The organism is Thermochromatium tepidum ATCC 43061, assembly GCF_009664085.1.
GTDB lineage: Bacteria > Pseudomonadota > Gammaproteobacteria > Chromatiales > Chromatiaceae > Thermochromatium > Thermochromatium tepidum.
Genome location: NZ_CP039268.1, coordinates 42,752 through 68,168, shown reverse-complemented (window position 1 = coordinate 68,168; position 25,417 = coordinate 42,752). Strand labels below are relative to the sequence as shown.

Annotated in this window: 19 protein-coding genes; 10 read left to right on the top strand and 9 right to left on the bottom strand. The window is 63.6% G+C overall.

Features of this window, described 5'->3' with window-relative positions:
* Positions 1-23: 23 nt before the first annotated feature.
* Together E6P07_RS00285 and E6P07_RS00280 are read left to right on the top strand one after the other, a co-directional pair.
* A complete protein-coding gene (locus tag E6P07_RS00285) occupies positions 24-2,072 on the top strand; it encodes an EAL domain-containing protein (RefSeq protein WP_153973766.1) in 2,049 nt (682 codons plus the stop codon).
* Between the two features lie 56 nt (positions 2,073-2,128).
* Positions 2,129-4,192 (top strand): AAA family ATPase, encoded by a 2,064-nt coding sequence (locus E6P07_RS00280; protein ID WP_153973765.1) that lies wholly within the window; start codon positions 2,129-2,131, stop codon positions 4,190-4,192.
* Positions 4,193-4,243: 51 nt separating this feature from the next.
* Here the strand turns inward: E6P07_RS00280 and E6P07_RS00275 are convergent, their stop codons facing one another.
* The 6 genes from E6P07_RS00275 to E6P07_RS00250 form a co-directional block, all read right to left on the bottom strand.
* A complete protein-coding gene (locus tag E6P07_RS00275; RefSeq protein ID WP_153973764.1) occupies positions 4,244-4,768 on the bottom strand; it encodes a hypothetical protein in 525 nt (174 codons plus the stop codon).
* 30 nt (positions 4,769-4,798) lie between these two features.
* Positions 4,799-5,431: a ParA family protein gene (locus E6P07_RS00270; RefSeq protein WP_153973763.1), complete on the bottom strand. Its 633-nt coding sequence runs from the start codon at positions 5,429-5,431 to the stop codon at positions 4,799-4,801.
* A gap of 108 nt (positions 5,432-5,539) precedes the next feature.
* Positions 5,540-6,313 (bottom strand): hypothetical protein, encoded by a 774-nt coding sequence (locus tag E6P07_RS00265; RefSeq protein ID WP_153973762.1) that lies wholly within the window; start codon positions 6,311-6,313, stop codon positions 5,540-5,542.
* 85 nt (positions 6,314-6,398) lie between these two features.
* Entirely contained in the window at positions 6,399-6,875 is a 477-nt protein-coding gene (locus tag E6P07_RS00260; RefSeq protein ID WP_153973761.1) for a hypothetical protein, read from the bottom strand.
* Positions 6,876-7,038: 163 nt separating this feature from the next.
* A complete protein-coding gene (locus tag E6P07_RS00255) occupies positions 7,039-10,887 on the bottom strand; it encodes an efflux RND transporter permease subunit (protein ID WP_153973760.1) in 3,849 nt (1,282 codons plus the stop codon).
* Positions 10,888-10,932: 45 nt separating this feature from the next.
* Entirely contained in the window at positions 10,933-12,039 is a 1,107-nt protein-coding gene (locus tag E6P07_RS00250; RefSeq protein ID WP_153973759.1) for an efflux RND transporter periplasmic adaptor subunit, read from the bottom strand.
* A 421-nt stretch (positions 12,040-12,460) separates the two neighbouring features.
* On the opposite strand from E6P07_RS00250, the gene E6P07_RS00245 reads away from it, so the two are divergent.
* The 8 genes from E6P07_RS00245 to E6P07_RS00210 all read left to right on the top strand — a co-directional run bounded on the left by E6P07_RS00245 (position 12,461) and on the right by E6P07_RS00210 (position 21,760).
* Entirely contained in the window at positions 12,461-13,906 is a 1,446-nt protein-coding gene (locus tag E6P07_RS00245; RefSeq protein WP_153973758.1) for a dynamin family protein, read from the top strand.
* 19 nt (positions 13,907-13,925) lie between these two features.
* Positions 13,926-14,981, top strand: coding sequence for a quinolinate synthase NadA (gene nadA / locus E6P07_RS00240; RefSeq protein WP_153973757.1), 1,056 nt, complete (start codon positions 13,926-13,928; stop codon positions 14,979-14,981).
* 151 nt (positions 14,982-15,132) lie between these two features.
* Complete coding sequence (locus tag E6P07_RS00235; RefSeq protein WP_153973756.1) at positions 15,133-15,687, top strand: NapC/NirT family cytochrome c; 555 nt, start codon at positions 15,133-15,135, stop codon at positions 15,685-15,687.
* Between the two features lie 21 nt (positions 15,688-15,708).
* Positions 15,709-16,680, top strand: a complete 972-nt coding sequence (locus tag E6P07_RS00230; protein ID WP_153973755.1) for an ankyrin repeat domain-containing protein — start codon at positions 15,709-15,711, stop codon at positions 16,678-16,680.
* Positions 16,681-16,779: 99 nt separating this feature from the next.
* Positions 16,780-17,379, top strand: coding sequence for a c-type cytochrome (locus E6P07_RS00225; RefSeq protein WP_153973754.1), 600 nt, complete (start codon positions 16,780-16,782; stop codon positions 17,377-17,379).
* 14 nt (positions 17,380-17,393) lie between these two features.
* Complete coding sequence (fccB, locus tag E6P07_RS00220) at positions 17,394-18,689, top strand: sulfide-cytochrome-c reductase (RefSeq protein WP_153973753.1); 1,296 nt, start codon at positions 17,394-17,396, stop codon at positions 18,687-18,689.
* Positions 18,690-18,896: 207 nt separating this feature from the next.
* Positions 18,897-19,559: a protein-L-isoaspartate(D-aspartate) O-methyltransferase gene (locus E6P07_RS00215; protein WP_153973752.1), complete on the top strand. Its 663-nt coding sequence runs from the start codon at positions 18,897-18,899 to the stop codon at positions 19,557-19,559.
* A complete protein-coding gene (locus E6P07_RS00210; RefSeq protein ID WP_246172873.1) occupies positions 19,556-21,760 on the top strand; it encodes a tRNA(Met) cytidine acetyltransferase TmcA in 2,205 nt (734 codons plus the stop codon). The genes E6P07_RS00215 and E6P07_RS00210 overlap by 4 nt, the downstream gene beginning before the upstream one ends.
* Positions 21,761-21,870: 110 nt before the next feature.
* Here E6P07_RS00210 and E6P07_RS00205 read toward each other — a convergent pair whose 3' ends face one another.
* Genes E6P07_RS00205 through zipA form a run of 3 tightly spaced genes read right to left on the bottom strand, consistent with a single transcriptional unit; the run spans position 21,871 to position 25,081 of the window.
* A complete protein-coding gene (locus E6P07_RS00205) occupies positions 21,871-22,143 on the bottom strand; it encodes a segregation and condensation protein A (protein WP_153973751.1) in 273 nt (90 codons plus the stop codon).
* Positions 22,140-24,221, bottom strand: coding sequence for an NAD-dependent DNA ligase LigA (ligA, locus tag E6P07_RS00200; RefSeq protein ID WP_153973750.1), 2,082 nt, complete (start codon positions 24,219-24,221; stop codon positions 22,140-22,142). Before ligA ends, E6P07_RS00205 begins: the two co-directional genes overlap by 4 nt.
* Positions 24,218-25,081, bottom strand: a complete 864-nt coding sequence (gene zipA / locus E6P07_RS00195; RefSeq protein ID WP_153973749.1) for a cell division protein ZipA — start codon at positions 25,079-25,081, stop codon at positions 24,218-24,220. The genes ligA and zipA overlap by 4 nt, the downstream gene beginning before the upstream one ends.
* Positions 25,082-25,417: the final 336 nt, after the last annotated feature.

The following is a 25,417-nucleotide window of genomic DNA, read 5'->3' as shown; positions in this document are numbered from 1 at the left end:
GACCTGACTCGAAAGACACCCGTATGCCTACGCACAGTCAACAACCGACGCTGCTCATCGTCACATCCGAGACCAGTGAGGCTGAGCGATTGATGGCGACACTCCGCGAGGCACGGCTGGCCGAGCTTAGCCTCTCGATCCCGGGTGCCGAGCACCTCGACAAGGTGATCACCGCGCGCGGTTGTGACCTTATCCTTTGCTGCGGCTATGACCGAGACGTCGAGGTCGACAAGGTTCTATCCGCCTACAAACGCCTGAAGACAACGATCCCCCTGATCCTGCTCGCCGATCCGGAGCAGTGGGAGACCGAGGCGGCGAGGGCGAGGCGTTTCGGTGTGCGCGACATCGTGCGCCGCGCCGACCCGGAGCATCTGCGATTGAGCGTGGCGCGTGAGCTGGCCGATCTGAAGGCCAGGCAGGCCGCCGAGGCGCTGAATGGCCGTCTGCGTCAGTGCGAACAGGGTATCCTGCAGCTTGCCGAGGTCACACGCGCCGGCGTGGCCTTCGTCCAGGATGGTCTGCACCTCGAGGTCAACCAGTCCTATGCGCGGCTCTTTGGGCAGCTCTCGACCGAGGAGGTGCTATCCACACCCCTGCTCGATCTCTTCGAGCCCGAGTATCACGCTGCGATCCGTGACCTGCTTAAGTCGACTGGCCCCGCCGACCCTGGGTCCATCGTTCTGCTCGACGTCGGTTGTCGGCGACCCGATGCGACACGTTTTGATGCCCGCCTACTCGCCTCTCCAAGCGAATTCGAGGGCGAGTCCTGTCTGCGCCTCATCCTGCAGCCGATCGAGACGCCACCCATCTATGCTGTTGCCACTGCCCCGCCAACCGCTGGACTTGCGCCTCTGATCGCCGAGATCGAATCTCACATCGACGAGCAGCGCCTCGTCATCCGCCCCTTCGCCATCTTCTATATCCGTGTCGCCAAGATCTCCGACGTGATGCGGGAGATGGGGCTGTCGATCGGGCTTGAACTGCTCGATGAGTTCAGTCATACCCTAAGCAGACTCATCGGCGGGCGCGGGTCCCTTGTGCGCGTGAGCGAGAATGGATTCGGACTCATCGTCGATGGGCTCGACGAGCACGGCGCCCAGGCCCTGGCTGCCGAGCTGAGCGCCCAGGCACGCCTGCCCATGCGCGCATCTGTGCAAGACGCCACTGTGCCCGATTGTCAGATCGGCTATTTCCTGGTGAGGGATCGCGCCTCGGCGCCTGAGGACATCATCAACGCCGCCTACCGGCTCTGTATCGGCCACCATTATGTGGGCCAGGCCGTGGGAGGCGGGCCTAAGACGAGTGCTCCCGCCGGGGGGGATGACGAGGCGACGATCGCGCACAAGATCGAGTACGCCCTGCACAACGATCAGCTCAAGCTGGTCTATCAGCCCATCATCAGTCTCATGGGCGACAGCCAGGAGAACTACAGCGTCCTGCTGCGACTCTTCGACGAAGACGAAAACCTGCTCGAGGCCAAGGATTTCATCGGCGCGGCGATCCGTCGCGGTCTAATCGAGGAACTCGACAGGTGGACCCTTCGTTCGGCCATCGATGTCATCGGTCAGCGGCGGCGCGCCGGTCACAGTCTCAGTCTGTTCGTCAACCTGTCCGAGGACACCCTGCGCAACCCAAACACCGTGCTCTGGATCTGCGACTGTCTGCGTGAGTTCGATGTACGCGGTAACTGGTTGACGATTCAATTTCGGGAGGACGTCGTCGTCGGCAACCTGGCCAGTATCGGCAAGCTGGTCGAGACGTTGCACAAGATCAAGTGCCGCGTGGCCGTCAACCATTTCGGTACCACCGAGCGCCCCGAGATGCTGCTCCAGGCGCTTGCGCTCGATTTTGTGCTCCTCCGACCGTCCCTGGCGCAGGGATTGGCCGACGACAGCGCCAAACAACAGCGGCTCGTGCAGCTTGCGACCCTGGCACGCGAGTTCAACGTCAGGAGTGTCGTCACCGGTGTTGAGGATGCACGCGCCCTGACCGTGCTCTGGACGGCGGGCGTTGACTATGTGCAGGGGAATTTTCTCCAGCGCCCCTCGACCACGCTCGAGGTCCAGACCTGAGCCAGCGGGTTTGGGGAGACGCCAGGCACTCCGACATGGTTTAGGTGCCCCGAACGATGTATGAATCCTTTTTCGGCTTCCAAGACAAACCCTTTTCACTCCTGCCTGACCCGGGTTTCTTCTACCCTAGCCAGATCCATCGCCAGGCATTGACGCTCCTCGAATATAGCCTCTATAACCAGCCTGGTTTCACCGTCATCACGGGCGAAATCGGATCGGGCAAGACGACCCTGATACGCTACCTGCTCGGTCGGCTCGAACAGGACATGACCGTCGGACTCATCTCGTGCACCCAGCAGCCGCTCGGTCGCCTCCTGGACTGGATCTGCGCGACCTTCGACATCCAGGCGTCGCATGACTACGTCGCCCAGCATCGGGCCTTCGTCGACTTCTTGGCCGATCAATACGCCAAGGGGCGCAAGACGCTGCTCATCATCGACGAGGCGCAGAATCTCGGTCGCGACACGCTCGAAGAGATCCGGCTGCTGTCCAACGTCAACTCCGAGCGCGACATCCTGCTCCAGGTGCTGCTGCTCGGTCAGCCTGAATTGCGCGATCGGCTGCGTCAGGCTGGACTCGAACAGTTCAGCCAGCGCATCTCGGCGTCCTATCATCTCGGGCGCATGAGTCTAGAGGACAGTTGTCGCTACGTCCGGCATCGTCTCAGGAGCGCCGGCGGCCGTTCGGACATCTTCACCCCCGAGGCCTGCCATGCCATCTTCCACTACAGTCGAGGCATCCCCAGGCTCATCAACCTGATCTGCGACACGGCGCTGGTCTTCGCATACGGCGAGGGTGAATCGCGGATCGACGCGCGCTTCATCGACACCTTCGTGCGCTCTGACGGTGCGCACCTGCTGTTCGCAATCGACGGCGAACAGATCGAGCCCTTGCCCGAGTATCGACCGATCCTGGCCGAGGAACTGGAGGAGGAGATCCGCACCTTCGAGGAACAGCAATCACGGGGGCTCCCGCCCCGGACGACTCGGACCGAGCACACGGCTGTCGCGCCGTCCCCGGTGCCCGAGAAATCACCGCCGCCGACCGAGACGGCGGCGCCCAGACTCCAGGCCCCCGCCGAACCTCATGTATCGGGCACCACCCTGGTCGGTTTCGACTATGCACGCTGGAGCGCAGCGGAACGACTGCACGCCCTGGAAGACAGGGCATTCGAGTTCAGGCAGAGCGATCGGCGCCAGGGCTGGGAGATTGCCGCCGTGGCGGTCGGAGTCCTGGCCGGGATCGGACTGGTGGGCTGGTATATCCTGAACTCAGGTCCAGCCCCCATCGCGTCCTCGACCAAACAGGAGACGCACGGTCTGGATGCCTCTGAACCGCCTCTCAGCCCGCTTGCCGCAAGCCCCGAATCGATCAGCGTATCCGACGCGGATCGCGCTGAGTTGTCAGCCCCGGCAGGAACGGAGTCGGTATCCGAGGTATCGCGCTTCGATGTCCTGGTCAGCCTGGCTCAGGAACCTAGTCATCCGCTTGCCGAAGCCATTGTTGAAGCACCCGGCGCCGAGCCGTTGTCCAAACCCGAATCGAACGCCGACACAGCGCCAGCCCCGGATACCTTGAAGACAGAGGTTGGGGCGAGCGAAATCGAAATGGAACCCAGGGTCGAGGCGCCGGCACTGCCCGAGGCGCGGTCGAGTGTGCTTGGCGTATCCGTTGAACCCGCCACCGATAGCGCCGGACTGAGCTGGCTCGCATCCGAGCTCACCGCACTGTCCATCCCGGTCGAACGCCTCACCCCCAATCATATTCGGGCCGATTTCTCACGTCTCATTCAGTTTCGCGACGGCAGCGTGGCCCTGGACGAGGGCGCGCGCGCCTTGCTCGCCAGGTTCGCCGAACGTCTGAAAAACGCTAAGCACATCCGGATCCATGTCGTCACTCACACCGATAGCCGGGGTCTGCCAAGCAACAACCAAGTCTTGTCGGAGCGGCGTGCCGCCGACATTGCCTTGATCCTGCGCCGCAACGGGATCGCTGCATCCCGCCTCAGCCATGAGGGCAAGGGGATGTCCGAGCCGAAATTCTCCCGCGAGCAAGAGAAGCAACTCGGCCCTTGGATCAACCGTCGGGTCGAGATCGATCTGATCGACGAACCCTTGTAAAGGCGGGTGGTTGCATCCGTCAATGGATCAACGAGGTTTGACCCTGTTTGCCTACCAAGGCATGAACCAGTTCATAAACTGCATCGGTCGGCTGATGCTCTGATTCATCACGGCCATGTCCTGTCCCATGCTGGCGGTCGATTGGGTCATGATGCGTATCGAGTGGTCCATCTCCTGGATGCTGGCCAGCATGGGCCGGAGCGTATCGACGTCCTGCGCCATGGACTCGACGCTCGCCGTCATGAGACGCACGTTACGGCCCATCTGAGCGACATTGTCCGAGATCGACTGCATGTTGCTGGCGATCACCGTCATGTTGGTGTCGACGCTGATCGCCAGATAATGCACATCCTTGGCCAGACTGAAGACCAGATAGAAGCCATAGGCGGCCAGGATGATGAAGGCAAACAGCGAGGGATAGACGATGAGCTCCCAGCGCTTGGCACTGGTCTCGAAGGCCTGTGACAGGCGATCGATCGCATAGGCGTTGACCTGAGTCTCGAAGGATCCGGATCCAGACACCGCAGCCTGGATCTCCGTTTCGCGACTGCTACCTGGGGTCTCGTTGTCTGGCATGATGGATTCTCGGTCTGGGTGTTACACCCATTAACTAACGAGACCTGGATAGAGCGCCGCCGTCAGGGTCATGAACTCGCGCGTGCCCTTGCCGCGTGGTTCCAACTCGAACACCGCCAGGCCCTCGCTGAAGGAGCGCCGGAAGACCGTGCGCTGGGAAAGCCTTGGCTTGATGAAGCGCAGTCCGGGTATGGCGACAAGCGCGGCGGCTGTCTCGTTGGTCTCCTGGACGGCATGATGGGTGTCGCCGCGATTGATGAAGCTGATGATTTCAGGCGGTGCCTTGCGTTCGATCGTTTGGATCATCTGGATGAAGCGCTGGGTCGACCAGATATCGGCCTGCGAGGGGGGCACAGGGATCACGATCCGATCACAGAGCGCAAGCGCTCGGCGCAGGCTCTCCATGTCGGAGGTACCCACATCGATCAGCGTCTCTTCGGCCTCGCGCAGACGCGACTCGGTCAGCGCGTCCTTGTCGAAGACCCTGATCTTGGGCTTGAACCCTTCCTCGTTGCGTACATCGACCACGTCGGTCAGGGTGGCCTGAGGGTCGGCGTCGACGAGCATCACGTCCACCTCGGCCATGACCAACCAAACGGCCAGATTGAAGGTCAGCGTACTCTTGCCCGATCCGCCCTTCAAACTTCCAACGATCGTGATCATACTGAGGTCATGTCCGCAACGCCTAGAGATTGTGTGATGTTTGCGCGAAGACTTAAGCGGCGGCTCGACCCGAGGCCGTGATCAAGCTGCCGCCCCTTGCTCAAGGTTTCAACGCTGTGGTGCAGGCGGTGGCTCTATCTTGGAGTAGCCCGGGGGGATGGTGAAGAGCGCGTCTGGTTGTGGACCGACCTGGATATTGGTCAGTTCGCGCACGAAACCGCCCGGAAACTCCTCACGCACCGCAAGCTTCAATTCCGGGTCGTACCATTGCAGCGACTGGACAGGTTGTCCGTCAGGTGTGGTAGTCGTCATCTCCCATTTTTCGACACGGCGTCCGGCGATCGACTCGGTGCCGAGCATCCGCAGTTCCATGGCTTGACCGTTGGGCATCTGGTACTTGAGCGGCAGACCGCGCTCAACGTCTAGCCACTGAGCGCCGGTCAGGGTTTGGCCCTCGTGCGTCATCGACATCTCCCACTTGACTGCCCTGCGCCCGGCGACGTCTTCCTCGCCGACTCGGGTGCAAGTCAACCCCTGGATGCCCTGACAGGGATTGATCTCGGCCGAGTGTGTCGGCATCGATCCTGGGGTCACCCCAGCCATCGGCACCGATCGCTCCATGTACGCCTGGCGATCGGGCAGGATGACCCATTCCATCTGACGGTTTTGATCGTGGATGCGGATCATCTGCTGGCCTTGGTGGGACATCTCGACCCGCATCCGGTTGGCGCCGACATACATCTTGCCGGTGCTCACCTGGCCGTCGGGGCCGCGACTGACCGTATCCGCCGAGAACTGGACGCCGGCGATCTCGGCACGCGCCGAGGCCGTCAGGAACAGTCCAGCAAGGATCAACCAGTGCGCGTGTTTATCGACTCTCATGGTGCTTGCTCTCCTCTCATCATCTTTTCGGGTTCCAGATCATAACGATCGCTTGGTTCGGCGCACACTCGGGCGATGTCCGAAGTCAGGGCGGTCGGTTCCAGGGGTCGGGCCACCCTGGTTCACCCGGCACCAGGGTGTCGAACAGTGTCGGGCGCTCGGTCAGCGCGCCGCGACGCTCCTCGTCCGTCGGTCGCCAGCGCGTGGTCGGCCCCTGACGCTCGCGCTCTCTGGGTGTGAGTGGCCTGAATCTCAGGTCGGAGTCTGGCGCAACGGACCGGCCTTCACCCGGCGGCGGATCACCGCGAAAGCGATACTTGGGCGTTGCGCCGGTCTCCGTCACGGGCGGTTGGCCGAACCTGGGGGCCTCCGATCCGAGCGGTCCCGAACGTGTTCCATCGGGAAACACCCAGTATCCGGGATCCACCCCCGGCTGGTCTGCGCGCGGCGAATCGGACCGCTCGTAGCCTTGCGTATAGTCGGGTTCCAGCGCCTGAAAGCGAGACTGGGCCAACGCCATGATCGGTACCGCGATCCCCGCGAACAACATGAGCCAATACATGGCACCACCCGTCAAACATCTCGTCCGGCCAGGATCCAACACCAGGCCATCACGACGAGCGTCCAGCAGAGACGTGGTTTGGATTGTCTGAATTGAATACTTAAACCCTCTCCGAATCAACGCCAGACAACAGGGCATCCCCCCGGAATGAGCCCGGCACGACTCAATTCGAGTCAGACGGCGTGTCGTCCTTCAGGCGAATTCCGCGTCTGGTCGTCTTACGCGGTTTTGTCGCGATCTTGCGGTTCTCGCCCGTCGTCGATTTGGGTCTGGTCGCGTGCCTGGTCGTGGCGGTTTCTTGGGGCGACGCATTGGCTGTCGTTTTGACCGCAGGACCGGGTGTCACAGGATCCGTCTCGGCCCTTGACTTGGTCTCGTTGGCAGTCGGCGTCGAGGTTGCCGAAGCCCACTGGGTACTCGGAGGGACAGAATGACGCGGCGCCGGCCTGGACCTCTTGGCCGTCAAGCCCTTGAACGCCTCGCCGATCAGAAGAAAGATGCCGCGCACCAGATAGAAAACCAGTACCAAGGCCTCGACCAGGCCGCCCCACAGACGCAGGATCAGCCCCTTGGACTTGGGGATCCCGGGGGACAGCCTGGCCGCCGTCGGCTCCCGTCCCTCGCGTTCCAGCAGACAGGGTATATCGACCCCGGGCGGCATCGAGGCGGCTGCCACACGGCACATGTCTTCCTGCGCCGCCACACAACCAAGCGGGATGACGACCAGCGTCAGCAGGGTCGAGACCAGCACACCCGAGAGCAGCGAGATCGCCATGCCCTGGAAGATCGGGTCGGTGATGATGACGCTCGATCCGGCCACCAGCGCCAGGGCCGTGATCAGGATCGGGCGCGTGCGGATCTTGCAGGCGCGGATCATGGCCTCGGTCACGGGCACGCCCTTCTGGAGCTCATGGATGGCGAAATCGACCAGCAGGATCGAGTTGCGCACGATGATGCCAGCGAGCGCGATCCAGCCGATCATCGAGGTCGCAGTGAACTCGCCGCCCTTGCCCAGCGCGAACATCACGGCATGGGCCGGGATGATGCCGAGCAGGGTCAGGGGGATCGGGGCCATGATCACCAGCGGGATGCGGAAGTTGCCGAACTCCCAGACCACCAGGATATAGATCAGGAGTAGCGCCACGACGAAGGCTGCCCCCATGTCGCGGAAGGTCTCATAGGTAACGGTCCACTCGCCGCCCCATTCCCAGGCCAGACGGCTGTCGTCGGGTGGCGGGCCCAGCCAATAGAAGGCATCACCAAAACCGGCTGTGCCCGCCGGGCGCGTGCCGTCCGGCGCCCGATAGTCGGTCTTGGCCATTAGATCTTGGATTTGGAACATGGCGTAGACGGGGGCGCCCAAGCGACCACCGACATCCGCGACCACGTATTCGACCGGACGCAGATCCTTGTGATAGATGAGGTCGTCTTCGACGGCGCGCTGGAAGACACCCAGCTCACTCAGCGGTACTGTATAGCCAAAGTTCGACTGGATCGGCAGATCACCGAGACGCTGGATCTGCGAACGCTCCGCGAGCGGTACCTGGAGCAGGATCTGGATCGGCTCGTGACCACTCTGACGCCCCGATTGCTGTTTGATGTCGCCGAGCGTCGTTCCGCCGAGCGCCATCGACAGATTGCGGTTGATGGTCTCGACCGAGATCCCGCGCCGGATCGCCTTTTCGGTGTCGACCTCGAAACGCCAGTAGTCGAAGGGATCGCGCAGATAGTTGTCGACGTCGCGCGTGCTCTCGGCCTGCTCGAAGATCGCGGTCAGGTCGCGCGCAAACTGGCGGCGCATCTCAGGCGAGGGGCCATAGATCTCGGCGACCACGGATTGCAGCACCGGGGGGCCGGGCGGCATCTCGACCACGGCGATGCGCGCGCCCGTACCCGCCTTGAGGGGTTGGAGCAGCTCGCGCGCCTGGACCGCGATCTCGTGACTGCTGCGCTTGCGTTTGCTCTTGTGGGTGAGCTGGACCTGGAGCTCGGCCTGCCAGGGCTCGGAGCGCAGATAGTAGTGACGCACCATGCCGTTGAAGTCGAATGGACGCGCGGTGCCGGCGTAGAGCTGCACTGCCGTCACCTCCTCGATGGTGCGGATCTCCTCGGCCATACGATGGGCCAGATTGGCCGTCACTGGCAGGGCCGTACCCTCGGGTAGATCGATCACGACCGAGAACTCGGGTTTGTTGTCGAGCGGCAGCATCTTCACCACCACCCAATGAAAATAGAAAAACGAGCAGGTGAAGAGGAAGGTGCCCCAGAGTGTCAGCCGAAACAGCGCGCGCCGACGCGGATTCTCCATCAAGGGTGTGAGTACGCGCCGGAAGAAGCGCTCCAGCCGCTCGGAGCCCTTGTGTTCGCGCTTTTCGGCCGCCGTTAGATAGCCCATCGTCGGCCGCAGCCACCTGGAGATGGCCAGATAGGGCGTAAAGACAAAGGCGGCAAACAGCGAGATGAACATGGCCACCGAGCCGAGTTTTGGAATCGGCGCCATGTAGGGCCCCATCATACCGCTCACGAAGCCCATCGGCAGCAGGGCGGCGATGACGGTGAAGGTGGCGAGGATGGTTGGGTTGCCGACCTCGCGCACCGCATCGACGGCGGTCTCATCATCGGTACGCCCCTCTTCTAGCCAGCGGCGGTAGATGTTCTCGACCACCACGATGGCATCGTCGACCAAGATGCCGATCGAGAAGATGAGCGCAAACAGACTCACCCGGTCGATGGTCATGTCCCAGATCCAGGCCGTGAACACGGTCATGAAGAGCACGACTGGGATGACCAACATGACCACGATCGCCGGACGCAGGGCACGGAAGGCCACCAGCACCAGCACAAAGACAAAGAAGGTGGCGACGATGAGCTTGAAGATCAGCTCGTTGACCTTGTCGTTGGCCGTCTCGCCATAGTTGCGGGTGACGCTGACCTCGACGTTGGCTGGGATGCGCGAGCCCTTGAGTTCCTCGACCTTGGCGATGATGGCATTGGCCACAGTCACGCCATTGGTCAGTTCCTTCTTGGCGATGGCGATGGTGACGGCTGGGCGCCCATCGGCGCGCTCGCTGATCTCGGAGGCTGGGCCTGTGTAGTAGCTCACCAGCTGCGAGGCGTCTTCCTCCGGCCCGAGTCGCACCTCGGCGACATCGTGCATGTAGACGGGCACGTTGTTGTAGGTGCCGACCACCAGTCGGCTGATATCCTCGACCCCAGTCAAGAAGGCACCGGTGGTCACCGAGAAACGCGCCCCGCCGCTCTCAACCCCGCCGGCGATCGCCTCGGCGTTGGCGCTCTTGAGCGTCTGTGCGACCTGATCGAGGCTGATGCGATAGCCCGAGAGCCGCTCGGGTGAGACGTTGATCGTGACCTGCTCGCGCCGTCCACCGACGATGAAGGCATTGCCGGTGTTCTTGACCTGTTTGAGCGCCTGGAGCACGTCCTGCGCGAGCAGACGCAACTGGGCGTCGTCGACATCGGGCGAACCGTCGCCGTCCAGATCCTTCGACCACAGCGTCAGGGTGACGATGGGCACGTCGTCGATCCCCTTGCTGCGCACGAGGGGCGGCAGCACACCCGGCGGGACCTTGTCCATGTTGGAGGCGAGCTTGTCGTTCACCTTGACCAAGGACGGACCCATGGGCTCGCCGACCTCGAACTCGATCGTCACCAGGCCCTGAGCGCGCTGCGAGGCCGAGTAGACATGCTTGACCCCCGGGATCTCGCTCATGATCCGTTCGAGCGGCTGGATGGCCAGGTTGGCCACCTGCTGCGCCGAGGCACCCGGATACTGGACAAAGATGTCGATCATGGGCACCGAGATCTGGGGATCCTCCTGACGAGGGGTCATGATCAGACCCAGGAGACCCATCATCAGCATGGCGGCATAGAACAGCGGTGAGAGCGGCGAGCGGATGAAGAACCGCGCCATGCGTCCAGCGATCCCAGGGGATTCGCCGTTGATCGCCTGAGGCACGTTGGTCCCCAACGGTGAGTCGATGTCTTGATTCATATCCGGTCTAGGATCCAGGGTTTAGAGGATTTTAGATCCGCTTCTTCAACGATCCGGCACGGTGTCCTTCGACCAGCCTGCGCTGATCTGCGGCCCCGGATTGGCCAACACGCGCTCGCCGACGCGCAGTCCGCTCAAGACTGTGACGAAGCCACCGCTCAATTCCTCACCGACGCGAATCAGGCGTAACTGAGGCTCGCCCCGCTCGTCGAGCACATAGACCCCTGGCAAGCTACCGTTGTAGCGCACCGCGCTGAGCGGGATAACCGGGTTGGAGCGCGCCGGCGCGCCCTCGTCCGGCACCAGCACCTTGGCGTACATGCCAGGTTCGGAGACGCCCTGGGGCACATCGAACTTGATCTTGACCGTGTGACGTTGGGGGTCAGCCATGGGGAAGATCTGGGCCACGCGCACCGGGACGCGCTGACTGCCGGGCTCGATCTCCGCCTGCACCAGCTGGCCTTCACGCAGGCCCGGACGCAGCCGGGCCGGCACATCGACCTCGACCTGGAGATATTCGATGTCGGCAAAGTTCAGCAATGGCTGCCCTGGCTGAACTGTATCGCCGACCTCGACGTGTTTCTTGACGATCACACCGTCGAAGGGTGCGATACCGCGCGCATCGCGGATCTTGGAATCGAGTGCCTTCAACTCGGCCTGCAGACGCATGATGGCGCTCTGGGCCTCCTGGATCTGGATACCCGAGGCGAAGATGTCGGCCGAGCGTTCGGCACCCCGATCGCGTTCACCGATGAAGGTCTCCATCGGGCGGGTGAACATCTGATCGAACAGATTGGGCAACCCCATACCGCCGGGTGCACTGCGTGATTGAGGCGAATAGAGCTCGCGGGTGTACTGGACGCCGGCATTGCGCAGCTGGGCGTCGGCGGCGGCCAGCTGGGCCAGCAGGGCGTGGCGTTTGGCGACGAGCTCCTCGTCGCCGATGGCCACCAGCAGTTTGTCTTGCTCGAATCTGTCGCCCTCGCGCCCGGCGATGAAGGTCACGCGGCCGGGAAGCTGGGCGGCAAGCGTCACTTCTTTATAAGGGATGACTGTTCCGCCCAAGGAGACCGTGGGCGTGCCCTGGGCCTGTTGGACGACGAAGATTTCACCCGTCTGCGCCCCTGCAGGTACGGGCGCGAGGGTCGCCATGCAGGCGATTAGACAGGCACTAAGGGGGATTAAAGTCTTGCTTCCCATCGGATCGCGCACCAATCGTTTTATGATGGTCAGGGGTCGCCCGAGGGGGCGATGACGTGGTCTGAACAAACGATTGCGCAGTATGCCTGTAGCCTGATGAGACATTCAAGCAACCCAACATGACTCGATCGAGCACGCTCGTCATTGCGCCCCACAAACCAGACTAAGTTTTAGAGCTGGGCGGCGTGGTAGGTCGCCTCGTTGCGTCCACCTCGAGTCCTATTCGACATCCGGACACGGCTACCGTCCAAACCTGTGTTGGGTGTAAGATTTTAGCCAATTTGTTCGTGGCACCCGCGCCACGCCCTTGCCGCCGCATCGCAACATCCGCGGCCATGCCCTCAACCCAATCAAGCAACCGAGGAATTTCCCGATGACGTCCACGGCCGACGCCCTCCAGCAACGTCTGTCCGAGCTCGAATCCCACCTGGAGCAGGAAAACCCCGTGCTCCTGAACGTCGTCCAGAGCTTTCGGGCACTCGACCGCGTCGCCTATCGCATGGGTCTGATGGAGTCGAACCAGTCATTCGCGACCCAGATCCCCTGGTGGCCGCTGATCTCGATCCTTGGGACCTTCTCGTCCGGCAAGTCGACCTTCATCAACTATTACCTGGGGCAGAAAGTGCAACGTTCGGGCAACCAGGCCGTCGACGACCGCTTCACCGTCATCGTCTACAGCCCAGAGGACGTCAGTCGCACCCTGCCCGGGGTGGCGCTCGACTCGGATCCGCGCTTCCCTTTCTTTCGGATGTCGCACGCCATCGAGGAGGTCGCCGGCGGCGAGGGCAGCCGCATCGATACCTATCTCCAGCTCAAGACCTGTAACAGCGAGCGTCTGCGCGGCAAGATCATCATCGACTCGCCCGGATTCGATGCCGACGCCCAACGCACCGGCGTGTTGCGCATCACGGATCATATCATCGACCTCTCGGACCTGGTGCTGGTATTCTTCGATGCGCGCCACCCCGAGCCGGGTGCCATGCGCGACACACTCAAGCACCTAGTCGCCGACACCATCAAGCGCCCAGATGCCGGCAAGTTTCTCTATATCCTCAATCAACTCGATTCGGCCGCCGGGGAAGACAACCCTGAGGATGTGGTCGCCGCTTGGCTGCGGGCGATCGGTGAGGCCGGCCTGACCGCTGGGCGTTTCTACACCATCTATTGTCCTGAGGTGGCGATCCATATCCCAGACGAGCACAGACGCCGGCGCTTCGAGAAGAAGCGCGACGAGGATCTCGCCGACATCTACCGGCGCATGGAAAATGTCGAGGTCGAGCGTGCCTATCGAATCATCGCCGCTCTACGCAAGAGCGTGACCGATTTCGCCCGAGATACCGTGCCCCTGCTCCAGGAGGCGATGCGCCGTTGGCGCCGCCGGACCCTGGTCACCGAGACCCTGCTCCTGCTCATGGCCGTGTCTGCCTTCATGACCTGGAGCCTCAAGTCTCAACACTGGCAGGGTCTGACCTATCGTGCCGACTGGTTGGAACTGGTCAAGAGCATCCCCTGGGGGCTAGGGGCCCTGGAGGGGCTGGGCGTGCTGGTCGTGATCCTGGTGCACTTCGGTGTGCGCCATCTGGCCGCGCTCAGCCTCATGCCCTGGTTGCGCAAGCGTCTCGCCCAACTCAATCCGCCGGGTCATGTCATCGCCGCCTTCGAGAAGAACACCCGCTTCTGGCGTCCTGTGATCCTGGGGCGTCCGTTCGGTTGGGGTCGCAAGACCCGGGTCGAGCTCGACGAGGTCTTGCAGAGTTGCGAAAGCTATATCCAGACCCTAAATGAGCGCTTCACCAACCCCAACCGACTGAAGGGCTGAATGTTTTAGGAGAGCGCCCATGGTCGAGTCTATCTGCGCAGCGCCCACGATCCGTTCGATCGAGGTCCCCCCGCCTCCCACATGGCCGGAGTTGAGCGAAGAGGCGCGCGCGGCACTCCGCGCCCGGATCCTACGGTTGCTCGCCGAGCGCCGCGCCGTGCTCGTCGCCCACTATTACACGGATGGCGAGCTCCAGTCGCTCGCCGAGGAGACCGGCGGATGCGTCGCCGACTCGCTGGAGATGGCGCGCTTCGGCACCGAGAGCGACGCCGAAACGCTCGTGGTCTGCGGTGTACGGTTCATGGGCGAGACGGCCAAGATCCTCAACCCCGAAAAACGGGTACTGATGCCGGATCTGCGCGCCACCTGTTCGCTCGACGAGGGCTGCCCGGCGGATCAATTCAGCGCCTTCTGCGACGCCCACCCGGATCACACCGTGGTCGTCTATGCCAACACCAGCGCCGCGGTCAAGGCGCGTGCCGACTGGGTCGTGACCTCCAGTATCGCTTTGCCGGTGGTCGAACATCTGACCGCGCGCGGCGAGAAGATCCTCTGGGCGCCCGACAGACATCTCGGGCGCTACATCGAGCGCATGACCGGGGCCGAGATGCTCCTATGGAACGGCGCCTGTGTGGTGCATGAGGAGTTCAAATCCTTCGCCCTGGAGCGGGTCCGGCGGCTGCATCCAGATGCCGCCGTGCTGGTGCACCCCGAAGCGCCCGCCGAGGTCGTCGATCAGGCCGACGTGGTCGGCTCGACCACCCAGCTCATCCGTGCGGTGGTCGAGCTGCCGCACCCGAAGTTCATCGTCGCCACCGATGCCGGCATCCTCTGGAAGATGCGTCAGGTCGCCCCTGACAAGACCCTCATCCCCGCCCCCACAGCCGGGGCGGGCGCGACCTGCGAAAGCTGTGCCCACTGTCCCTGGATGGCGATGAACGCACTCCAGAATCTGGAACAGGTGCTATTGACCGGCGATCAGGAGATCCAGATCGACCCAGCCATCCGCGAGCGCGCCCTGATCCCCATCCGCCGCATGCTCGATTTCGCCCGCCAACGCCCGGCACGCGCCTGACCTGAGGCACTATACATCCAGCTTGGGTTTTCTTTAGGATCCATGACAATTGTCAATCGGAATGCCGTTCGCTAACCTTGGCATCCGAACGATCACAACGAAATAAATAGAAACGGCATCCGATCCGTCAGCCACTAGGGAGACCCTCTCAATGTCGAAGCCCGAGTCCACTTCGGTCAAGCGCATTTCCCTGCTTGCACTCGGCTTGGCCGTCGTCGGGGGCATCGCCTTCGTCTGGACCATCAACTTCGGCATCGAGATCACCAACACCCTCGAATTCTGCACCTCCTGCCACACCATGCAGACCAATTTCGAGGAATACAAGGAATCGCGTCACTACAAGAACAACTCGGGCGTCCAGGCCACCTGCGCCGACTGCCATGTGCCCAAACCGCTCGGTCCCAAGCTCGTCACCAAATTCGTGGCAGCCAAGGATGTCTATCACGAGGTCATGGGGACCATCGACACGCCTGAGAAGTTCGAGGCCCGCAGGTGGTATCTGGCCAACCTGGTCTGGAAACGGATGGAGGCGAGCGACTCGCGTGAATGTCGCAGCTGTCACGACTATGCCAATATGGATCTCTCGGAGCAGAGCCGCTCGGCGCGTAGTCGTCACTCGGCCGCCCAAGACAAGGGTCAGACCTGTATCGAGTGCCACAAGGGCGTGGTCCATCACGAGCCGAGCGAGCCGGACACTAACCCCTAACTCAGCCGTCGATCAGCCGCCATGGCCCCATCTCGCACCCTTTGCCTCCAGGCCGCACTGCTTCTCTCCGGACTGGTCCTGGTCGGAGGACCTGTCTGCGCCGCCGAAACAGACCTTGAGACCGAGCTACGTCTGACCGTCATGATCGGCGACGCCGCGGGTGCTGCCGCCCTGCTTGACCGAGGTGCGTCCGTCGATGCACCCAACCCATTCGGCAAGACGGCGCTCATGTTCGCCGTTGAGAGCGGCGACCTAGAGACGGTCACACTGCTCCTGAACCGAGGGGCCGATATCAATGCCCGCACCGTCGCCGGCTGTACCCCCCTGACCTTTGCCGCCGAGACCGGACACATCCATATCAGCGCCATGCTCCTGGAGCGCGGCGCCCGTGTCCAGGATCGCACCCACTCCGGCTGGGATGCCCTCATGATCGCCGCGCGCCATGGCATCACCGCCATGGTCGAGCAGCTGCTGTCCAAGGGTGCCGATCCCAAGGCCGCCGATCGTGAGGGACGCACGGCGCTCATGCAGGCTGCCGCCAAGGGGCATACCGAGGTCCTGCCGTTGTTGGTCAGGGCCGGGGCGGATCTGGAGGCGCGTGACAAACAAGGCGCCACGGCCCTGCTCATCGCCGCCGAACGGGGACAGGTGGCTGCGGTCGAGACGCTCGTCGGACTCGGTGCCCAGCTCGATGCCGTCGATGCGCTGGGGTCGACCGCACTCATCCTGGCCGTCGGGCACGGTCATGTCGCCATGGTCGAGCGCCTACTCGCCATGGGCGCCGATCCCGACCGGCAGGACCATGAGGGCACGACGGCCCTGATGGAGGCGGTGACCACGGATCATGCCGAGATCATCGATCGGCTCCTTGCCGCTGGTGCTCGCACCGACCTCAGAGACGCCGCCGGACGCACTGCGGCCGACCGCGCACTGCAACTGGGTCGCTCGCAGGCGATCGCGCGCCTGGTGCCGGATTTCGCGCCGACGCCGTGAGATGGGCCCGAGAGGCGCAGAGACCAGCTTACATGGATCTTCGACAACAAAAGCGGTTGAATTTACTGAATTAAACCAAGAGGAGAGAGGAGCAACACCATGACACCAAGCACCAAGAGACTCATGCTCGCGGTCAGCGTGCTGGCATCTGGACTCGCGTCCAATGCCGGCGCCGAGCCCACGGCTGAGATGCTGGCCAACAATTGCGCCGGTTGCCACGGCACCCGTGGCAACAGCGCCGGCCCGGCCTCGCCCTCGATCGCCCAGATGGACCCGGCCGTCTTCGTCGAGGTGATGGAACAGTTCAAGAGCGGTGAGATCCAGTCGACGATCATGGGTCGCATCGCCAAGGGTTACTCGACGGCGGATTTCCAGAAGATGGCCGAGTATTTCAAGCAGCAGACCTATCAGCCGGTCAAACAGTCCTTCGACAAGGCGCTGGTCGCCAAGGGTACCAAGCTGCACGATAAATACTGCGAGAAATGCCATGTCGAGAGCGGCAAGCCGCTTGCTGACCAGGATGAGTACCACATCCTCGCCGGCCAGTGGACGCCCTATCTCAGGTATGCCATCGAGGACTTTCGCGCCGAACGTCGTCCAATGGAAAAGAAGATGGCCTCTAAACTCAAGGAACTGCTCAAGGCCGAGGGTGAGGACGGGCTCGATGCACTCTTTGCCTTCTATGCCAGCCAGCAATGATCGAGGAGCCTGACATGCGATTGAACAGACGCGATTTCATCAAGACCTCAGGCACCGCGCTGGCGGCGGTCGGTATCCTGGGCTTCCCGTATCTCGCCTTTGGCGCCGGACGCAAGGTCGTCGTGGTCGGTGGCGGCACCGGCGGAGCGACGGCGGCCAAGTACATCAAGCTCGCTGATCCCAGCATCGAGGTCACCCTGATCGAGCCCAACGAGACCTATTACACCTGCTACATGAGCAACGAGGTCATCGGTGGCGACCGCGAGCTCGCTTCGCTCAGGGTCGGCTATGATGGCCTCAGGGCGCACGGCATCCAGGTCGTGCACGACAGCGCCCTGGGAATCGACCCCGACAAGAAGCTGGTCAAGACCGCCGGGGGGGCCGAATTCGCCTATGACCGCTGTGTCGTCGCCCCGGGCATCGACCTGCTCTACGACAAGATCGAGGGCTACAGCGAGGCGCTCGCCGCTAAGCTCCCCCATGCCTGGAAGGCCGGCGAACAGACTGCGCTCTTGCGCCGTCAGCTCGAATCCATGGACGACGGCGGTGTGGTCATCATCGCCCCCCCGGCCCCGCCTTTCCGCTGCCCGCCCGGGCCCTATGAGCGCGCCAGTCAGATCGCCCATTACCTCAAGGCCCACAAATCCAAGTCCAAGGTCATCATCCTCGACAACAGTCAGACCTTCTCCAAACAGGCCCAGTTCACCAAGGGCTGGGAACGACTCTATGGCTTCGGCACGGAGAACGCACTGATCGAGTGGCACCCGGGCCCGGATGCCGCCGTGGTCAAGACGGATACCGAGGCGATGACGGTTGAGACGAGCTTCGGCGAGACCTTCAAGGCCGCCGTCATCAATCTCATCCCGCCGCAGCGCGCAGGAAAGATCGCCCAAAGCGCCAGCTTGACCAATGACTCTGGCTGGTGCCCGGTCGATATCCGGACCTTCGAATCTAGCCTCCAGCCGGGCATCCATGTCATCGGCGATGCCTGTAATGCCGCCCCCATGCCCAAATCGGCCTATTCGGCCAACAGTCAGGCCAAGGTTGCCGCCGCGGCCGTGGTCGCGCTGCTCAAGGGCGAAGAGCCGGGTACGCCGTCCTATCTCAATACCTGTTATTCGATCCTGGCACCAGGTTACGGCATCTCGATCGCTGCTGTCTATCGTCCGAACGCCGAGGGGAAAGCCATCGAGGCCGTACCGGATTCAGGGGGTATCACCCCGGTGGATGCCCCGGATTGGGTCCTGGAGCGCGAGGTCCAGTACGCCCATAGCTGGTATAACAACATCGTGCATGACACCTTCGGGTAAGCACGACAGCAGATCCGCAGATCTTGATTTACGGGGCCGGATGGCCCCTTTTTCATGCTGCGCTATCCTTTTGGAATCCTAAATTAAAAGGTTCAGCCGGAGGGGCTCACGATGTCACATCCGGATCGATCGTGCTGGATCCTAGAAGCGGGTTTGCTCCTGGGGCTCGGGATGTCCGCAACGGTCCAGGCAATGGAGGAAATGAGCATGGTTGAACAGCGTCGGCGTCTGGTGGAGCTGATCCAGGCCGAAGTCCGGGCAACGGCCCATGAATTGGGGTTCGATCGGCTCGATCCCCAGGTCGAGCAGGCGTTGCTCAGCGTGCCGCGCGAACGCTTCGTGCCGGAGTCCGAGCGGGCGCTCGCCTATGTCAACGCGCCGCTCCCGATCGGCGCTGGTCAGACCATCTCGCAGCCCTATATCGTCGCCATCATGACCCAGCTACTTGAGGTCAAACCGGGCGATCGGGTCTATGAGCTGGGCACGGGTTCAGGGTATCAGGCCGCGATCCTGGCCGAGATGGGGGTCGAGGTCTATACGGTCGAGATCCTGGCCGAGCTGGCCGAGCGCGCGGCAAAGACACTGAGGTCGCTCGGCTATGATCGAGTCCAGGTGCGCACGGGGGACGGCTGGCTCGGCTGGCCGGAGGCCGCGCCCTTCGACGGCATCATCGTCACCGCTGCCGCACCCCGTATCCCGCGTCGGCTGGTCGAGCAGCTCGCACCCGATGGCCAGCTGGTAATCCCCATGGGGACAGCCGAGCGCGTGCAATGGTTGGCGGTCTTCAGCCGCGATGAGAACGGCGAGCTGGTGCGACGCGATCTGCTTCCGGTGCGCTTCGTGCCGGTCACGGGTGACATGGAGCCTTGAACGACGCATCGGGGCTCGGGCGCCTGACGGCCCAGTGGATACGCGATCGGCGCGAGGCAGCGCGGGCGCGCAACCATCGTCTAACCCTCTGGATGCGCGGGACGCCTGAATGGACGGCAGCCGGTGCGCGCTGGGTCGTCGCGGCCTTGCCAGGGCTGAGCCGGGTCTGTCTCGCCGAGCGCCCGATCCTCACCGAACCGAGCCAGCCCCTAGGCTCGGCGGCCCATCTGCTTGGATCGGAGCTGGAGCTTTTGCTCCTCGATCTCCACGGTGGATTCGACCCCGATGGCTTCGGCGCGGCCACGGGCGCGATCCGAGGCGGTGGACTGCTGGTGCTCCTGACGCCACCGCCAGACGAGTGGGCGCGCCGGCCCGATCCAGGGTCAGCGCGGATCGCGGTCTGGCCATTCGAACCAGAGACCCTGAGCCGACGCTTCATCGCACGTCTCATCGCCGTGCTGGAATCCGACCCGGACGTCGTGCGCATCGACCAGGACGAGCGGTCGGTTGTAACCGCACCGATGCCGGCTCCAGATCCGAGGGGGGGTCGCGATTGGCCCTCGCCATTCGATGACCAGATCCGCCCCGCCACAGCCGATCAGGCCGAGGCCGTCGCCGCCATCCTCGAGACCGCGCGCGGTTGGGCCCGCCGCCCGCTGGTCTTGACCGCGCATCGCGGACGTGGGAAGAGCGCCGCGCTTGGCCTGGCCGCCGGATCCCTCTTGCTCGAAGGTGGACGCCATCTGGTGGTCACGGCCCCCAGACGCGAGGCGGTCGCGACCCTCTATCGCCATGCCGAGGCCGTCTTGCGCGCGGTTGGATTAAGACTCGATCTGCGCCGCGATGCCTCGCTGGGGCGCGGATCGCTTCGTTTTCACTCGCCTGCCAACCTCGTCGCGCACCCTCCCCAGGCCGATCTGGTCCTGGTCGACGAGGCCGCCGGCATCCCGACCCCACTGCTCGCGGCGCTGCTCAACCACTATACCCACATCGTCTTCGCCAGCACCGTGCATGGCTACGAGGGCACCGGACGGGGCTTTGAGATCCGCTTCCGCGCCATCCTGGACCGCCTGATCCCAGGCTGGCGGGCCATCCATCTCGCCACCCCGATCCGCTGGGCGGCTGACGACCCGCTCGAATCCCTGGTCTTCCGCGCCCTGTTGCTCGATGCCGCGCCGGCGGCATCTGCTGCGGTCCTTGGGGCCACCAACGAACCGCACGCCCAGTGGCTCGACCGCGACGCCCTGCTCCAGGATGAAACGACCCTACGCGAGCTCTTCGGACTGCTGGTGCTTGCCCACTATCAGACACGCCCCCTGGATCTGTGGATGCTGCTCGATGGACCCAATGTCCGCCTCCTGGCGTTGCGACGGGCCGGCCATCTGATCGGCGCGCTGCTCGTCGCCGCGGAAGGCGGGATGTGCGACCCGAAACTGCGCACGGCGATCTTCTACGGACGACGTCGACCGCGCGGTCATCTGCTCCCCCAGACACTCTCGGCCCACGGCGGTCTGTTGGATGCACCGCTCTATCGCTATTGGCGAGTGATCCGGATCGTCGTCCATCCGGCCATGAGGCGGCGGGGGCTGGGACGGCGGCTCCTAACCGAATTACAACAGACCGCTCGAGCCGAGCAGATCGACCTCTTGGGTGCCAGCTTCGGCGCATCCGTCGAACTGTTGGAATTTTGGTCTGCCTGTGGTTTCACACCGGCCCAGATCGGTACCAGCCGCAACGCGGCCAGCGGTGAGCACGCGGTCGTGGTACTCAAAGCGGTCTCGGAGGCGGGCCAGGCCCTGCTCGAGGAAGCCCAACGGCGGCTCGCCGACGGTCTGCCGGTCTGGCTCGCTGGACCCTTGCGCGAGCTCGATCCTGAGATTGCCGCCATGCTGATCCAATCAATCTCCGGCCCGCCCCCGGCCTCGCCCGAACCGAACGCCTGGGACGCGGAACTGGACGCCTTCGTCGCCGGACACCGGACCCTGGAGGCCAGTCTTCCGCTGCTGTCGCACCTGGTCCGTCGCCATCTCACCGCGGCGCTCGCGAGCGGGCGGATCGAGCGGCAGGAGGCCGCCTTGCTGGTCGCGGCCTTGCTTCAATATCACCCACTCACTGGACTGGCGCGAGGTCTTGGGGTCCAAGGGCGCGGGAGGCTACTTGAACGAATACGAGCGGTGTTCAAGCGACTCGTCGAGCGATAAGGCTGCAGATCCCGCCACAATCCCGGTGTCGTCAATGGTTGAGGCGCAGGATGTCGACTCCAAGCCCCATAGGATCGAATCCGGCCTGTCCTAAGGGCGCCGGCATGGATTCAATTGGGCCGACGCTTGATCGTGTCGAAGGCCACGAGCTGCACATCTGGGCGTTCGTCGCTGTAGTAAGGCCGCTCGCCGCCGCGCCCCTGCTCCAGTGCCAACTCCTGCTCGCGTGCGGCGATCAGCCCCAGACACTGACGCACCTGCTGGATGGTCGCCTCCGAGAACGGATGCCGCATCCCCGGCGGGGGCGTGACATCTTTGATGATCGCCGTCAAGGTCTTGCGCATGGCGATCAGGAGATGTTGTTCCTTCGAGAGCTCAGTCATCGCATACCCCCTGTGGTGTCTCTGGAAATGGCTTCCCCCTCAAGTGGGAGCTGGTGCCGCGCGATCAAGGTGTCCAGCCCGGCCTCATCGATCACCCTCACCCCCAGCCTCTCGGCCTGGGCGAGCTTCGACCCGGGCGCCGTACCTGCCAGGAGATAATCGGTCTTCTTGGAGAGGCTCTCTGTCACCTTGGCGCCCAGGGCGCGCAACTGGGCCGCCACCGCGTGACGCGGGCGGCTGAGCGTACCGGTGATGACGAAGGTCTTGTCGCTCAGGGGTAAGGCGCTCGGTTCGGCGGGGGCTGAAGCCGAGCGCTCGACCTCGGGCCAGTGGATCCCAGCGGCAAGCAGATGGGCGATCGCCGCGCGATTGTGCGGCTGGGCCATAAAACCGACGATGTGGGCCGCCACCACCGGGCCGATGCCCTTGATCGTGACCAGCTCCTCGACGCGCGCCGCCATCAGCGCCTCGATCCTGCCGAAATGCTCTGCCAGTTGTTGCGCCGTGGTCTCACCGACCCCGCGGATCCCGAGCGCAAAGACGAAGCGCGCCAGCGTCGTCTCTTTGCTGCGCTCCAGCGCCGCGATCAGATTGGCTGCCGACCTCTCGCCCATGCGGTCCAACGAGGCCAAGCGGTCGGCAGTCAGACCATAGAGATCCGCCGGCTCGCGCACCCAGTCCAGATCGACCAGTTGCTCGATGAGCTTCTCGCCCAGCCCTTCGATATCCAGTGCCCGGCGCGAGGCAAAATGCCGGATTGCCTCCTTGCGCTGGGCCGGACACCAAAGCCCACCGCTACAGCGTGCGACCGCCTCGCCCTCGGGCTGGATCACGTCCGACCCGCAGACCGGACACCGGGTCGGTAGTTCGACTGGACGCGCCCCGTCCGGACGCCGCTCGACCAGCACACGGACGATCTCAGGGATCACATCGCCCGCGCGGCGGATGGAGACGGTATCCCCGATGCGCACGTCCTTGCGCCGAACCTCGTCGAGATTGTGCAGCGTGGCCTTGGAGACGGTCACGCCGCCGATCCTTACCGGACGCAGTCGCGCTACCGGGGTCACCGCCCCGGTGCGCCCGACCTGGAACTCGACCGCCTCGACCTCGGTCAGGGCCTCCTGGGCCGGAAACTTGCGCGCGATGGCCCAGCGCGGATGGTGTGCCGTGGCCCCGAGCGCTGCCTGTGCCGGCAGGTGGTCGAGTTTGAACACCACCCCGTCGATGTCGTAGTCGAGCACCGCGCGTCGCTGCGCCAATGCCTCGAAATAGGCGCGACAGCCGTCGAGTCCCGCCACCCGCCGCAGCTCGGGCGAGATCGGTAACCCCCAACCCGCCAGACGCTGGAGCATCTCGAACTGACTCGTGCCCGTCTCGCCCGAAATCTCGCCCCAGCCATAGGCGCAAAAGCGCAACGGGCGCTGGGCGGCGATGCGCGGATCGAGCTGACGCAGGCTGCCGGCGGCGGCGTTGCGCGGATTGGCGAAGGGACGCTCGCCGCGCGCCTCCAGGTCGGCGTTGAGCCGATCGAATCCGGCGCGCGGCATATAGACCTCGCCGCGCACCTCCAACACCTCGGGCCAGTCCCCCCCCAAAAGCCGCAGCGGCACGCTCGGGATAACGCGCGCATTGTGGGTCACGTCCTCGCCGCGCGTGCCATCGCCACGGGTGGCGGCCAACACCAGGACGCCGGACTCATAACGCAGGCTGATCGCCAGGCCGTCGAACTTGGGCTCGGCGGTATAGGGCACAGGATCGAGCTCAGGCAGGGCGGCGGTGATACGACGATGGAACTCGACCAGCTGCGCGTCGTTCATCGCATTGTCGAGCGAGATCATGGGGACGGAATGCCGAACCTCGCTGAGATCTGGACGCACCTCGGCGCCGACCCGCTGGGTGGGCGAGTCGGGGGTGATCAGCTCGGGGTGTTCGGCCTCCAAGCGCTGGAGCTCGGCAAACAGCCGATCGTACTCGGCGTCCGGGATCTCCGGGTCGTCGAGTACATAATAGCGATGATTGTGATGGCGGATCTCGGCGCGCAGCGCCTCGATGCGCCGGGCGATATCCGAGGAGGTCACAGGCGCGGGGTCCGTTTCCAGCGCCGTTCGTTGTCGAGCACGGCCTGACGCATCTCCTCTTCCTTCTTGACCGTCAGGGGGCGGCGCGTCTCATCGAGTACGTCTCCATTGAGCGATAGGGCCAGCTTGCGCGCCGTGGCCAGCATCTCGTCGAGGATGGTCATGTCTTCGGGATCACCCTCCAGTTGGGCGAAGAGCACCAGCCCGGGGGTCGAGAACCCATCCATATCGTCGAAGGGAAAGCGCCCCGGCTTGACCATGTTGGCCATGCTGAAATAGACCCGGATCTCGTCCTCGAACTCGTCGAAACAGTGAAAGATGTCCATCTCGCCTGGATAGAGCCCGCAACTGGCAGCCACCTCCAGGATGTCAGGTCCTTTAAAGGGGTAGCGGCGCGCGCTGACGGTCAATTGGATGAGCAGCGGATCCGGGACCGAGATCTCACGGCGTTTCGGCGATTTGGGTGGTGGAGGAGGTGCGGGTTTTCTGGACGTCTTGACCGATCTGGAATCCGCGACATCCTCGGACATGGGCGTGCGCGCGTCTTCCGGCCGTGACTCGTGCTCCGGTTCCTTGTCGGCGCGCGAACGCGACCAGGACTTGACGGGCCGCGACGGTTTGGTGGCAGAGTCCTCGTCGTCGGGCCACTCCTCATCGTCATACTGATCGAGTATCGGCGCACGCCGGCGCTGATGGATGCCGTGAGGCCCGTGCGCACCTCGTTCATCAAACAGGCCATCGTCCTCGTGGTCATCTTGATAGACGCCCTGACGCTCGCGATGACGCTCCCATAGATAGAGCGCAACGATCAGGATGGCCCCGACGACGATCAGGATCAGGCGGATGGTGCTGGCGTCCATTCGAATGCTTATGTCTGATGGAATTTTTAAATGTCATACAAGGCCGCAAGTATACCCAAGGACCGCCGGTTTTTCGTCGGTTCTTCAGGGGCGACCAAGCCGCGGATGAGTCTCGATCAGGTGTCGCCACCCTCTTAATCAAACTTAACCAAAGCCTCACCGCCTTGCCTGCCGGCGTGCCATGGGCGGTTTCTGGGCGCCACGAGTCGAGACGATCGGGTGAATGCACAGGATGCCGCGGTGACTTCGTCCGAGCGAAGCGATGGAACCGGACCCATTGGATCGGGGCCAACCCTGGATCCTGGACATAGAAATACACGATGAAGCGAGGTTTTC

Coding starts and splice junctions, on each gene's coding strand:
- E6P07_RS00285 (WP_153973766.1), top strand. CDS start 24: ATGCCTACGCACAGTCAACAACCGACGCTGCTCATCGTCACATCCGAG.
- E6P07_RS00280 (WP_153973765.1), top strand. CDS start 2,129: ATGTATGAATCCTTTTTCGGCTTCCAAGACAAACCCTTTTCACTCCTG.
- E6P07_RS00275 (WP_153973764.1), bottom strand. CDS start 4,768: ATGCCAGACAACGAGACCCCAGGTAGCAGTCGCGAAACGGAGATCCAG.
- E6P07_RS00270 (WP_153973763.1), bottom strand. CDS start 5,431: ATGATCACGATCGTTGGAAGTTTGAAGGGCGGATCGGGCAAGAGTACG.
- E6P07_RS00265 (WP_153973762.1), bottom strand. CDS start 6,313: ATGAGAGTCGATAAACACGCGCACTGGTTGATCCTTGCTGGACTGTTC.
- E6P07_RS00260 (WP_153973761.1), bottom strand. CDS start 6,875: ATGTATTGGCTCATGTTGTTCGCGGGGATCGCGGTACCGATCATGGCG.
- E6P07_RS00255 (WP_153973760.1), bottom strand. CDS start 10,887: ATGAATCAAGACATCGACTCACCGTTGGGGACCAACGTGCCTCAGGCG.
- E6P07_RS00250 (WP_153973759.1), bottom strand. CDS start 12,039: ATGGCGACCCTCGCGCCCGTACCTGCAGGGGCGCAGACGGGTGAAATC.
- E6P07_RS00245 (WP_153973758.1), top strand. CDS start 12,461: ATGACGTCCACGGCCGACGCCCTCCAGCAACGTCTGTCCGAGCTCGAA.
- nadA (WP_153973757.1), top strand. CDS start 13,926: ATGGTCGAGTCTATCTGCGCAGCGCCCACGATCCGTTCGATCGAGGTC.
- E6P07_RS00235 (WP_153973756.1), top strand. CDS start 15,133: ATGTCGAAGCCCGAGTCCACTTCGGTCAAGCGCATTTCCCTGCTTGCA.
- E6P07_RS00230 (WP_153973755.1), top strand. CDS start 15,709: ATGGCCCCATCTCGCACCCTTTGCCTCCAGGCCGCACTGCTTCTCTCC.
- E6P07_RS00225 (WP_153973754.1), top strand. CDS start 16,780: ATGACACCAAGCACCAAGAGACTCATGCTCGCGGTCAGCGTGCTGGCA.
- fccB (WP_153973753.1), top strand. CDS start 17,394: ATGCGATTGAACAGACGCGATTTCATCAAGACCTCAGGCACCGCGCTG.
- E6P07_RS00215 (WP_153973752.1), top strand. CDS start 18,897: ATGGTTGAACAGCGTCGGCGTCTGGTGGAGCTGATCCAGGCCGAAGTC.
- E6P07_RS00205 (WP_153973751.1), bottom strand. CDS start 22,143: ATGACTGAGCTCTCGAAGGAACAACATCTCCTGATCGCCATGCGCAAG.
- zipA (WP_153973749.1), bottom strand. CDS start 25,081: ATGGACGCCAGCACCATCCGCCTGATCCTGATCGTCGTCGGGGCCATC.